Annotated in this window: 13 protein-coding genes; 1 reads left to right on the top strand and 12 read right to left on the bottom strand. The window is 65.6% G+C overall.

What is annotated here, in order from left to right:
- Nucleotides 1–61: 61 nt before the first annotated feature.
- The 12 genes from MRBLWH3_RS01085 to MRBLWH3_RS01030 all read right to left on the bottom strand — a co-directional run bounded on the left by MRBLWH3_RS01085 (nucleotide 62) and on the right by MRBLWH3_RS01030 (nucleotide 11,650).
- Nucleotides 62–865, bottom strand: coding sequence for an ATP-binding cassette domain-containing protein (locus MRBLWH3_RS01085; protein ID WP_363427866.1), 804 nt, complete (start codon nucleotides 863–865; stop codon nucleotides 62–64).
- A complete protein-coding gene (locus MRBLWH3_RS01080) occupies nucleotides 862–1,875 on the bottom strand; it encodes an ABC transporter ATP-binding protein (protein ID WP_363427864.1) in 1,014 nt (337 codons plus the stop codon). Before MRBLWH3_RS01080 ends, MRBLWH3_RS01085 begins: the two co-directional genes overlap by 4 nt.
- Entirely contained in the window at nucleotides 1,872–2,618 is a 747-nt protein-coding gene (locus MRBLWH3_RS01075; RefSeq protein WP_414685246.1) for an ABC transporter permease, read from the bottom strand. The genes MRBLWH3_RS01080 and MRBLWH3_RS01075 overlap by 4 nt, the downstream gene beginning before the upstream one ends.
- A 116-nt stretch (nucleotides 2,619–2,734) precedes the next feature.
- Entirely contained in the window at nucleotides 2,735–3,742 is a 1,008-nt protein-coding gene (locus MRBLWH3_RS01070) for an ABC transporter permease (RefSeq protein ID WP_363427860.1), read from the bottom strand.
- Entirely contained in the window at nucleotides 3,739–5,151 is a 1,413-nt protein-coding gene (locus MRBLWH3_RS01065) for an amidase (RefSeq protein WP_363427858.1), read from the bottom strand. Before MRBLWH3_RS01065 ends, MRBLWH3_RS01070 begins: the two co-directional genes overlap by 4 nt.
- Nucleotides 5,141–5,623, bottom strand: a complete 483-nt coding sequence (locus tag MRBLWH3_RS01060) for a hypothetical protein (protein WP_363427856.1) — start codon at nucleotides 5,621–5,623, stop codon at nucleotides 5,141–5,143. Before MRBLWH3_RS01060 ends, MRBLWH3_RS01065 begins: the two co-directional genes overlap by 11 nt.
- Before the next feature lie 99 nt (nucleotides 5,624–5,722).
- A complete protein-coding gene (locus tag MRBLWH3_RS01055; protein WP_363427854.1) occupies nucleotides 5,723–7,240 on the bottom strand; it encodes an ABC transporter substrate-binding protein in 1,518 nt (505 codons plus the stop codon).
- Nucleotides 7,241–7,581: 341 nt separating this feature from the next.
- Nucleotides 7,582–8,241: a helix-turn-helix domain-containing protein gene (locus MRBLWH3_RS01050; RefSeq protein WP_363427852.1), complete on the bottom strand. Its 660-nt coding sequence runs from the start codon at nucleotides 8,239–8,241 to the stop codon at nucleotides 7,582–7,584.
- A 47-nt stretch (nucleotides 8,242–8,288) separates the two neighbouring features.
- A complete protein-coding gene (locus MRBLWH3_RS01045) occupies nucleotides 8,289–8,783 on the bottom strand; it encodes a flavin reductase family protein (protein ID WP_363427850.1) in 495 nt (164 codons plus the stop codon).
- Entirely contained in the window at nucleotides 8,780–9,958 is a 1,179-nt protein-coding gene (locus tag MRBLWH3_RS01040; RefSeq protein ID WP_363427848.1) for an acyl-CoA dehydrogenase family protein, read from the bottom strand. The genes MRBLWH3_RS01045 and MRBLWH3_RS01040 overlap by 4 nt, the downstream gene beginning before the upstream one ends.
- Nucleotides 9,959–10,371: 413 nt before the next feature.
- The gene (locus MRBLWH3_RS01035) at nucleotides 10,372–10,710 is read right to left on the bottom strand and encodes a hypothetical protein (RefSeq protein WP_363427846.1); all 339 of its coding nucleotides are present in this window, start codon (nucleotides 10,708–10,710) and stop codon (nucleotides 10,372–10,374) included.
- A 178-nt stretch (nucleotides 10,711–10,888) separates the two neighbouring features.
- Nucleotides 10,889–11,650, bottom strand: a complete 762-nt coding sequence (locus tag MRBLWH3_RS01030) for an MBL fold metallo-hydrolase (protein ID WP_363427844.1) — start codon at nucleotides 11,648–11,650, stop codon at nucleotides 10,889–10,891.
- Nucleotides 11,651–11,732: 82 nt separating this feature from the next.
- On the opposite strand from MRBLWH3_RS01030, the gene MRBLWH3_RS01025 reads away from it, so the two are divergent.
- A complete protein-coding gene (locus tag MRBLWH3_RS01025; protein ID WP_363427842.1) occupies nucleotides 11,733–12,080 on the top strand; it encodes a UBP-type zinc finger domain-containing protein in 348 nt (115 codons plus the stop codon).
- Nucleotides 12,081–12,089 lie beyond the last annotated feature (9 nt).

Genomic DNA, 12,089 nt, shown 5'->3' with positions numbered 1-12,089 from the left:
AGGCGGTCCGCCCGGCCTATGCCCTTTGTCAGACACGCCCGAGCTCAGGGGACGCGTCCCGTCACCCGACCCGCCGGCGCTCCGGCGGGCGCCAGCCTCGACCGGGGACAGACGCCACAAGCCGCTGCGTGTAAGGGTGTGAGGGGGAGGTGAGCACGGACTCGACGTCGCCCTCCTCGACGATCTCACCGTGGCGCATCACGATCACCCGATCGCAGACTTGTCGCACAACCGCGAGGTCGTGCGAGACGAAGAGATACGACACGTCGCTCTGCTGCCGCAGTTCGACCAGGAGATTGAGGATCTGTGCTTGGACACTGACATCGAGCGCGGAGACCGCCTCATCCAGAATGACGAGTTCCGGGCTGGGCGCAAGCGCGCGGGCGATGGCAAAGCGCTGGCGTTGGCCCCCCGACAGGGCCCGAGGGTAGGAATGTGAATGCCGTTCTTCCAGCCCGACCCGCCCTAACAGCTGGGCAACGTACTCCGTGCGGGACAAGCCAGCCGGGGCGCCGTTCACCGCGATGACCTCTTTCAGGCAGTTGCCCAGCCGCTGACGCGGGTCCAGTGAGCCGAAGGGATCCTGGAACACCATCTGCGCTCGTCTTGCCTGAGCGCGCCGGCTCGCCAGGCCGCGTGCTGGTCGCACCGGCGCGCCACGGAAAAGGATGTCGCCCGAGGTAGGCGTCTCCAGCCCCGCGATCATGCGGGCGGTCGTCGACTTCCCCGACCCCGACTCGCCGACCACGCCGAGCGATTCGCCGGGGGAGATCGCGAACGATATTGAGTCGACTGCCTTCACCGATCCTGAAGCCGTGTGGAAGCTCTTCGTCAGGCTCTCAACAGTCACGAGCGCGTCGGTCATGTGCTCACTCCCTCGATCTCCAGCGAGAGCTCGTGCGAACGAATGCAGGCGCTGACTTGCTGCGTTCCCGACTCGGTCAGCGGTGGATCTGTCGCGTAGCAGTCGGGGATGGTGAACCCGCATCGGTCTGCGAATGCGCAGCCCGATCCGGCAGTCGCCGCGGACGCCGGGACGCCAGGAATACTGAGCGGGAGTCTTCGCACCTTGGCGCTCGGGCGCGAAGCGAGAAGCGCGGCCGTATACGGATGCCTGGGATGCTCCGTCACGCGCTCCGACGGACCCTCCTCCACGATTCTCCCGGCGTACATCACCGCGATCCGATCCGTCGCGGCGGCCGCGAGGTCCAGGTCGTGAGTGATGAAGACCAAACCGACGCCATGCGTCTTCGTCATGTCGGCGAAGATGCTCATGACCTCGGCTTGCACCGTGACGTCGAGAGCGGTGGTCGGCTCATCAGCAAGGATGAGTTCGGGTTCGGGCATGAGGGCTGCGACGATCATCACTCGCTGCAGCAGGCCGCCGGACAGCTGGCTCGGATACTGCGACATCCGACGTGCCGGGGACTGCACCCCCACCTCCTCCAGGAGTTCAAGCGCCCGCGCGGTCGCGGCGCGACGAGACATCGCCCGCGTCGCCACAACCGCCTCGACAAGAAAGTCGCCCACGGTCCAGAGAGGGTTGATGTGCGCCCGCGGATCCTGATAGATCATCGCTACCCGCCGTGCCCGGAAGTCGGCGAGCCGGCGACGGTCCATCTCGAAGATGCTCTGATTCCGGAAGTCCGCACGGCCCGAGGCGACCATGCCAGCCGGCAGTTGCCGCATGATGGCGCGCATCGTCATCGACTTCCCGGAGCCGGACTCGCCGACGATTCCGAGAGCCTCGCCGGGCTTCACGTCAATGCTGACACCCCGCAGAATCGGGGTGGTGTGTCCCTTGGCGCGCACGTCGACGCGCAGATCGCGCACCGACAACAGGGTCTCCGCGTCAAACGTCTTGGAGATCGTCATGCCGTCCCCCCGACCACGCGGGCGAGTCGATCGCCGAGCAGGGTGAACGCGACCACGGAGATCACGATCATCGCGCCGGCGGCGAATGTCTGCTGCATGTTTCCCGACAGCAGCTCGGACCTCCCCGCAACGACCATCGCACCCCACTCTGCTGTGGGCGCCTGAATACCGAGCCCGATGAATGAGAGCGCGCCGAACTCGAGCAGGGCGACACCGAAGCTGAACGTGGCCTGCGCCAGGATCAGTGCACTGAGCCCGCGCACGATGTGCACATTGATCCGAGCCGAGGAGACGCCTGAGAGCGTGAGCGCTTCGATGTAGGGTTTGCGTCGCTCTACCACGGCGGACGACCGGATGATGCGGGCGACGTAGGGTGCGCTCGCGATCGACATGGCGATCACCGGTGCCCAGAACCCCGTCCCGAGGATCGTCACAGCGATGAGGGCGACCAGGATGCCGGGCACCGCGATCATCACGTTGAGCGTGCCGCCCACCCCTGCGTCGACGGGGCCACCGAACCAGGCCGAGAGCACGGCGATCGCGCAACCGATGACCATACTGAAGACGACGATGAGCGCGGCCGCCGCGTAGCTGACGCGCGCACCCCACAGCAGACGGGAGAAGATATCGCGTCCGAGCGAATCCGTTCCCAAGATGTGCGTGGGAGACGGGCCCTGATTCGCTGCCAGGATGTCGGTGGCGTCTGGCGGATAGGGAGCGAGCCAAGGGCCCAGGATTGCCACGCAGAGAAGCGTCGCACAGACGAGGATCAGGACCAGTAGGTAAGGATCCGAGACTCGAACCCATGATCTGGTGAGTGCCGGGGTCCTCGGAGTCGCCGGAGTCGTCACAAGAGCATTCATTTTGTACGCCCTCCTCGCCGGGCGGTCGGATCGATCGCGACGTGAATGAGCTCGACGAGAGTCATCATCACGACGAAGATTGCGACGATCAGCACGCTGATCGCGGCCACCACGGGTACGTCTTTGCTTGAGACGCTCCTCACGAGGAGCGACCCGACTCCGTCGATCGTGAATGCGCTCTCGACCACGACGCTTCCGGCGACGAGCGCCGCCAGCGTCAGACCCGATGCCGTGACGATGGGGATTCCTGCGTTGCGAAGGATGTGCTTCCGAATGACCAGCGAGCGCGGCAGGCCTCTTCCCTCGGCTGTGCGGACGTGTTCGTTGGCACGCTGCTCACTGACCGCTGCCATCGAGATCTGCGCCATGTACGCGATCCAGGCGATCGACAGGGCTATTGCGGGCAGCGTGAGGTGCCAGATGCGGTCCGGACCCGGCGTGCCTGCCCCGTATGTCGGGAACAGCCGCAGGTTGACCGCGAACACGCCGAGCAGCGCCGTGGCGGCGACATAACTGGGAATCGAGATGAGGACGGCGACGAGAACCACCATTGCGGGCTTGATCCGGGTGCTGAGCCCCCCGACCAAGCCCAGCGCGATCCCGACGATAAGGATGAGGATCCCTGCATAGAGCACCAGCGAGACCGTCGTCTCGATACGAGGGAGCAGCACCGTGCCGACGGCATCCTTGTATGTGTAGGAAGTTCCGAGATCCCCCGTCAGGATGCCGCCGAGCCAATCCGCGTACCGCACGATCAGCGGATCATCCAAGCCGAGCTGTTCCCGGAGCTGGGCCCGCTGTTCGGCAGACGCCTTGCCCCCGAGTATCTGCGTCACCGGGTCTCCCGGGGTGAGGGTGAGCGCGGCGAACACGATGAACGAGGTGACCAGGATCGTTGTGACGGGTCCGATGACCCATCGCCACGCGTGTGACAGGATCCGCCGTTCACGATCGCGACCCGAGCTCGAGTCGGCAGCCTGCACCCGGCTTGTCACCGTGGTCACCGCAGGAACTCCGGAAGAATCTGTCGCCAGGGGGCGATCTGCTCCCAAGCCCGCGCGAGCCGCAGCAACTCGATGTCTTGATGCTGAGGAGCGTGCAGCTGCATGCCTATCGGCAGTCCCTCGCTGTTCGATCCGGCCGGTACGGTGATCGCAGGGATACCCGCGTGGGACGCCGACTCCGTCAGCCGGTGAAAGTCGATCGCCGGATAGCGGACTTCGGTCTCGTCGACGTGAGTCGCCCCACCCAGCGCTCCGGGGTGCACGAAAGGAGCGACGGGACTAGTGGGCGTGATCAGGAAGTCATGATCCCGGAAGACGTCGTTGTAGACGCGGGTGATCTCACCGCGCGTCACTGTGGACGCGTGCAGATAGCTCGCCAGCGTGACTCGGCCTGCCGCTTCGCGCACTTCTCGCATCGCCGGATGCGGCAAGGGCGCGTCTTCGGCGAGAAAGAAGGGGCCCCAGAAGTCGATGAAGTACTCGACCGGATCAGGGAGATCCAGTCGGACCTCCGACACAACGGCGCCAGCTTCGGCCAGGCGAGCGACTGCCGCTTCCACGACTGCGCGGACTTCGGCGGCCACGGGACCGTCGGAGGGAGTCATCGCCACGGCGATCCGTACGCCAGACAGGTCCGGTGAAGCCGCCAGGGTCGCGGCGACGAAGTCCTTCCGAGCGATCGGCGTCGAGTGCGGGGATCGGGGATCGAAGCCTGCGGTCACCTCGAGCATCAGTGCGATGCCAGCCACGGTGCGCGATAGAGGCCCGTCGGTCACGGCCGTATCCCAGGGCTGATCGCCCGGAATCCAGCGCATAGAAGGCTTGAGCCCGACGACGCCGCAGTAGGAAGCCGGAATCCGAATCGAGCCTCCACCGTCCGAGCCCCATGCGAGCGGTGCCATGCCTGCGGCGACCGCCGCTGCGGCGCCCCCGCTGGAACCGCCCGTCGTGTACCCAAGTCTCCAGGGGTTGTTGGTGATGCCGGTCAGCGCGCTCTCCGTCACGCCCAGCATCCCGAACTCGGGTGTGGTCGTCTTGCCGATGAGAATGGCACCCGCACCGCGCAGGCGGCCGACGGAGATGGAGTCTTCCGAAGGCACGTGGTCCGCGAACGCGGTGCTGCCGAATGTGGTGCGTACGCCGGCAGTGGGCGCGAGGTCTTTGACAGTGAGCGGGACGCCGAACAACGGCGGCAACTCGTGCGCGCCGATCTCCATCAGACGCTTGTCCGCCTGTTCGGCGGCGCTCATCGCCTCCTCGAAGAGGACGGTGACGAACGCGTTGACCTGTGACTCGTGGTTCGAAACCTGAGCCAGCGCAGCGGCGACGGCCTCACTGGGTTTGATCTCGCGCGTGCGTATCAGCGCCGCGATCTCGTGCCCGTCGAGCCAGGCAAGCTCATTCGTCACTTCCGGCCTCCACTTCGTCGACGCTCCAGAGCACCTTCCAGGTCGCGACCAACGCCGGCTTCGACACTCCTTCGACCTCCATCTGACAGTCGTATGTGACGAGAACCGCCGAACCGCGGTCGTCCAGTCCGGTGATCTCTCCCTGGACCCTCACGCGATCGGCGGTCGTGACGGGATGGGTGAACCGAACGCGATCAAGCCCATAGTTCCACCCTTCCCACCCGTCCGATTCGATGAAAGACACCTGGCCGACCAGGTAGTCGAGGAGCGCCAGAAGATGGAAACCCTCGACGAGTCCTTCCGGGTAGGCCGAGAGGTCGAACTTCGAATCCTCTTGAGCGAGGTAGGCTGCCTGCTCGAAGTGCTCGACAGCACCTTCGGACACCCCGACCCAGGGGCTGACGAATCTCTTGCCCACCAACTTCGCAACGTCGCGCCACTCAGCGCTCGCAGTCTGGATTGTCGTCACCACGGCCCATCTCTGTATGTCAAATGCCAACCGGCCCTTCGGAGGCCGCCGAGGGGCGGCCTCCGAAGAACCGCAATCGATCTCGGAACCAGCGCCCGCGGATCAGCGTCCGCCGATGAACGCCAGCGAAGGGAGATTCGTGTACACCCACGAGGTGATCACGCCTCCGATGCGGTCGTTCACGAAGTTCACCTGATACGGATTCACGATCGCGATCGTGGCTCCGTGTGCTTCGTAGATCGACTGGATCTCGAGCGTCCGCTTCACTCGCTCGGCAGGATCAGCCGTCGTGATCGCATCCTCGAAGAGTGTGGAGAGCTCGTCATCGACGAAGCCGTCCCAGTTGTACAGACCGTCCGGCAGGTAGTAGTAGCGGATCGACGTCAGCGGCTCCTGAATGACGTCTCCGCTCACTCCGAGAAGCAAGTCGCTTCCCGCGCGGACCGCGGGGTCGTACATCGCCTGCGCGTACTCGAGCGGCTGCAACGAGTTGATCGACAGGTCGAGCCCGACGGACTTGGCCTGCTCCTGGAGAAGCTGTGCGATCTTCGACGCCGTCTCATCGCCGCTCGCGACGATGACCTCCAGCTTCTCCCCCGTCGCGCCCGCCTCTTCGACGAGGTCTTCAGCCTTCTCGGGGTCGTAGGAGCGATCGCCGGCTATCGTGTTGTACGCCTCGAGCGCCTGCTCGCTTTCTGCGGCCGGCCACGAGTTGGGGCTGATGGCTGTTGCCCACGGCTGCGCGGCTCCGGAGAACACGACGCTCGCGATCGCATCGCGATCGATGAGGTGCTGCAAAGCCTCGCGAAGCTTCGGTTCGGTTGCGAGCACACTCGACGGGTCGGCTACGCGAAGGCTCCACACCGAGGTGGTGTCGCCGAAGTACAGGGCGCCGACGTCGGTGTTCGTGAGAGCCGGCACCGCGGTGCTCGGAATCTCCCAGCCGCCGTCGACCTCTCCCGTCGCGAACGCCTGGGTCATCGCCGACGTATCGGTGATGAACGTCAGGCGAACGCTCTCGACAAGGGGAGCCCGCTCCGCGTCCCAGTAGTTCTCGTTCTTGGTGATCGTGATGTCTGTACCGGGGTTCCATCGGCCGAGCTCGAATGGGCCGGAGCACATCAGTCCGACGCCGGGAGTGCCGACGTTCTCGCCGGCTGCCTCGGTGAACGCCTGCTGCATGATGGCGCCGCCCACGCCCGCCATGGTGGGCAGGAATGCGGCATCCGGCGCGCTGAAGTCGACGGCCACCTCGGTCGGCGAAAGCGCCGTGATCGATGTGACGCCGGCGTAGGTGGGAGCGAGGTACGAAGCAGGAGAGGCGGCGAGATTCATACTGAAGACGATGTCCGCAGACGTGAGAGGTGTGCCGTCCCAGAAGGTCGGTTCGCCGCGAAGTGTGAAGACCGCACGTGTTGGCGTCTCCATCTCCACGGTGGCCAAGCCGGGAATGATCGCTCCCTCTTCATCAACGGAGAGGAGGGAATCGCAAAGGTTGGAGACCAGCGCCATCCCCGAGTAGGTGGGAACGTTGGGCGGGTTCAAGGTGGCCGGTTCCCCGGAACCCATGTTCCAGGTCACCGACTCCACCGGCTCCGAGCCGGTCGGAGACTGAGGCACCGTTTGGACGTCCTTGCTTGCCTCCGGAGCGGGGGTTCCAGCGCATGCGGTTGCGAGTAGTCCGATGCAGGCGAGGGTGACCGTCGCCAGGACTCCCGCCCGTGTGGTTGCGTGTCGACTCTTCATGACTCTCCTATGGGGGAACTACGCGGGGCGGCGAGTTTGGTGCGGTGCTGATGAGGAGATTCGCCGCTCAGGTTCTCTACTTCGAGAACATCGGTCGCGTTGTCGGGTGTGTTATTTGTCCGATTCGGGATCGGTGTGTTCATAGCTTGCGCCAGCGACGCCTTGATGTAAAGACTGATGTATAAAACGCGATGTAAAATCTGTGTTTCGGGAGGTCAGATCGCCGCGTCAAGTTGCCGCGCGGCTTCCTCGAGGAGCTGCTCCGCAACACGAGGATCGAGCTGGGCGACGGAAATCACCGCGACGAAGGCATCGGCCCCGATGATGGGGATGCGCACGAGCTTCGCCGCGGTGAACCCGTGACCAGATCTGTCCGCGATTCCGAGCGGTGGACGATCCTCACCCCAGGTGGCGTCACTGCCGCTCTCACGAGCGCGGATCGCCTGCACAGCCGTTCCCACGCCGGAAGATCCGTCGTGCACGAAGCCAGTCGGGATGGAGAGGTGGATACCTGGCATCGCCGGTTGCGCGCTGGCCACCGTCACGAGAATGCCGTCTGTATCGGCGATCAGCGCGGCCGTCGAGCCGGAGGCGTCCGCGAGGCGCTGAAGAGGAATTCGGACGATGCTCTCCAAGGGCTCTGCCACTGCTCGAGCCAGTGCCGTGATCCCGAAGCCGAGATAGTAGCGCTTCCGGGTGTCGCGACGGATGAACTGCTCGCGGAGGAACGGGCGGAGAAGCCGGTACAACGCGGTCCGTTGAGTATCGAGTCGCGCCGCGAGTTCGGAAGCGGTCAGTCCCTCGGGCTCGGCGTACAGATGCCAAAGAAGCGCCAGGGCGCGTTCCAGCGTGCTCGACGAGTCGCTCTGTTGCATTCGACCCACCTCTCCACGTTCGGTCCGGGCGCGAGCGAACAGAGTCGTCATCGGTTCAGCCGCGTCAGCTGGCCCCCGTAGAACAGCAATGGGGATCCGTCGCCGGAACCACAGCGCTGCACTTCGCCGAGAACAATCGTATGATCGCCCGCCTCATGGCGTGCCCATGGCGCGCAATGGAACCAGCCGATGGCACCCGCGACGAGTGGAACACCCATTGAGCGATCCCACTCCGGTGCTCCGTCGCGAGACTTCGACGCGAATGCGCGAGCGACGTCCGAATGGTCGGCCGAGAGCACGCTGACAGTGAACCGCCTGTCCAACAGCGCTGCGTGAGAGCGCGAATTCTTCTGGATCGAGACAAGCAGCAACGGCGGGTCGAGCGAGATCGAGGTGAGAGAGTTGACGGTCAAGCCGTGCGTGCCGGCGTCGTCTTCGTACGCGACGACGGCGACACCGGTAGCGAATCGGGCGAAGGTCGCGCGCAGTTCTGTGGCGATCTGCGGGGGCTCCAAGCGAACGGCCTCCATGACGGCGTTCACTTCTTCCTCGTCGGGAGCTCGACTCGGATGTTCGCCCGATCTGCGAACTGCGGATGCGGCGGGTAGATCGCCGACATCTCGATGTTCTCGATGAAGGGGCCGCCCTCCATGTCTTTGGTCATCCAGTACGCGCCAACCGATGGCTGCTGGTTCTGGGCAATGATGATGTGATTCGCGGCGGTGGACATGTCGCGGTAGATCCGACCCAGCCGCGATCCCTTGAAGACGCCACCGACACCGCTTTCGAGAAAGAGCGAGTTCACCACCTCGCGCATCTCGTGCACGATGAAGGTGTTCATCTCCGCCATCAGCACGCGCAACTCGTAGTCGATGTATCGGTTTTCCTGCGCGCTCGCGAAAGCCCGGGTGAGCACGTCGTTCTGGAAGAGGCGGCACGAGCGGATCCGAGCATCCGCAGTCGCGATCTTGATGTGCAGGTTCTCGTCGGTAGCGAACCGAAGCTGTCGGTAGGACCCGCGGCGGGCCTTCAGATGCGTCTGCTTGATGAGTTCTTCCATCGCGGCGGTGGCGAGCCCGATGGCGTGTGCAGAGTGGGCTGCCTGGATGAACGGGCCCTTTTCGTGGGGGGTTCCGTAGGTGATTCCCCAGATGCCTCGTTCGTCGACCATCTCAGCGGGAACGAAGACGTTGTCCACGGAGAAGTCGCCGCTGCCCGTTCCCCGAAGACCCAGTCCGTCCCACGTGTCATAGAGGGTTACGTCCTCCCGGCGGAAGTAGGGCACCACAAACCACGGCGCGCCGTCCTTCGGTGACAGCACCTCGTTGCCGTCGTCGTCATGGAGAACGCACAGACCGAACAGGTGGGTCGCCTCAGGGGATCCGCTCGAGAAGGGCCACCGCCCCGAAACCCAGTAGCCTCCCTCGACCGCCCTCGCCACGCCGCCTGCACGCCCGCCATTGCCGGCGATGATCCAACGCTCGTCGGCGAGGATCCGCTTCATGGCGTCTCTCGAGGCCCAGGTCTGCCCTGTATGGAGCATGCAGAGCCATCCGACCGAACCGTTGATGTGGGAAAGCGCCTCGACCGCTTCCAACCAATCGACGGGGTGACTCTCGAGTCCGCCGAGTTCCTTCGGGAGGAATGCGCGGTACATACCGCATTCGTAGAGCGCATCCGTGATCTCTTCGGGCACGCGGCGCTCGTTCTCGATCACGTCCTCGGCGTCACGGACGAGTTCGAAGAACGGCGTCACCCGCTCAAGCATCGAAGGGTTGGTGGTCATTGCTTCTCCTTATGTCGCAATAGTGATACGCCATTGCCAATGTGTATCACTATAGCGACACCTGTCGGACGCGCAAGCATTTGCTCTTCGTGGCGCGCGAACTCGACCTCCCGGCCGTTCGAGCGGCCCGGCGGCTACGTCGCGATCGGGGGCTCACTCGATGAGCTGCGTCGCGGGCGCAGGAACATCGGGTCGGAGGTGCTAGCGGGCGTATCCGAGTTCGGCCACGCACCTCGTGAAGCTCGGCGGCGGTGCCTCTCCGCGCGACACCGCGGCCGAACCCGACTGAGCAGACAGCGATCCTCCCGCACCGAGTGGCCGCGGGAGGATCGTCGTGTGCTGCGTCAGGAGCCGCCGGGCCCCGGGCAGTAGATGATGTGACTGATGTCCTTGCCGGAGAGCGACGACACGTCGCCGCCGCCGAAGAACTCGTACACCGTGTTGGTGCGTCCTGCCTTCACGACGACCACCGTGTAGGTGTCGGGAAGCGTGTACGACAGCACCCCGTCGTCGTCGAACTCGATCTTCTCGCAGTTGTCCCCCCACGTCGCCGCGTGATTGCCCTCCGGCGTCGCGGGTATCTCGTACGCCCACCCGTTCGCCTGCGCTGCGGCCGCGCCGCCGAGCGTGGCACAGAGGACGAGCGCCGCTGTCGCGGCAGCCTTCTTGATCGGATTCTTCATCGGACCCTCCCCAGGTTCCGGGCGCGGGAGAATCGACTCGGGCGCACGAATCCCCCTGTTGCGCCATTCCTGGCGGGATCCTATGACCGATGCACCCACCCGTCGATAAGGAACGACTGCCGAAACCCCTTAAGGAGGCGGATGCTGCGCCCTCGCAGCGTCGCGGAGACTCGACGTCTCAGGAGCCGAGTTCCGCGACCATGGCTGCGAGGCGCTCGTACTCCTCCGGCATCCCCGGGTTCGTGAGACGCCGGTCGGTCGGCACGCGCCCGGCGACGACGTCGTCGAGGTACCGGCGATCGGCGTCCACGCGGGCCACGGCATCGAACCCGGGCGTGCCGTGGCCGGGGATCACGAGCTCCGCCCGGCGGGCGAACGGCGCGAGAAGATCGAGCGCCACGAGATACGACGGCAGGTCGTCGGGAGCGAACGGCAGGGGCAACTCGAGGTCGCTCAGCATGTCGCCCGCGACGAGCACCCCCTGCTCCGGCAGCCACACGGCGGTGTGACCCGGAGCATGGCCGTCGTGCACCACCAGCTCGGGTGCGAATCCCCGAGGAATCGACGCGGGCGGGATCGCAGCATCCGTTCCCTCCACGCGCCCCATCAACTGCACCAGCTCGCCCGGAAAGTCGACGCCGAGCGCCGAGACGAGGGCCGCGCGCTCATCTCGTGCCAGCGCCGCCGTCGCGGGCGACGCCCAGCGCGGGGCGGGGCCGAAGCGCGGGTGCCACAGCAGATGGTCGTGGTGGGCGTGCGTGGCGAAGCCGCCGACGACGCGGAGCCCGCGCGCGTCCAGTTCGTCGGCGAGGGCATCCAGCTCGTCAGGCATCCACGCCGGATCGATGAGCAGGGCCTCGCCATCGCGGCACAGGACGGTCGACGTCGTCGACATCACGCGGCTGGTGGCGACGAGCACGCCGTCGGCGACCTCGATCATCGCCGTTCACTCTAACGGCCCCGCTTCCGCCCGGGCGCGTTAGCATCGCACCGACGGAACGCGTGCGATGAGAGGCAGGTGCATGAGCCTGAGTGAGATCGACACCACCGTGCCGCCCTCTGGCGAAGGCTGCGCCGACTGCGACGCCGCCGGCGGGTGGTGGGTGCATCTGCGGCGGTGCGCGGTGTGCGGGGATGTGCGGTGCTGCGACACCTCGCCCGCACAGCACGCGACCGCGCATTTCCGGGCGACGGGCCACCGGTACGTCCGCAGCTTCGAGCCGGGCGAGGACTGGTTCTGGGACTACGTCGCCGAGGGCTACGTCGACGGACCCCGGCTCTCGCCGCCCGAATCGCGTCCCGACACGCAGCCGTCGCCGGGGCCGGAGGGCCGGGTTCCGGCCGACTGGCGCGAACTGATCCACCGCTGAGAAAGGGAC

Origin of the sequence: Microbacterium sp. LWH3-1.2 (assembly GCF_040675855.1) — a bacterium.
Lineage (GTDB): Bacteria > Actinomycetota > Actinomycetes > Actinomycetales > Microbacteriaceae > Microbacterium.
Note: the sequence above shows the minus strand (reverse complement) of the source record. Positions and strands in the feature narration are given on the sequence as shown.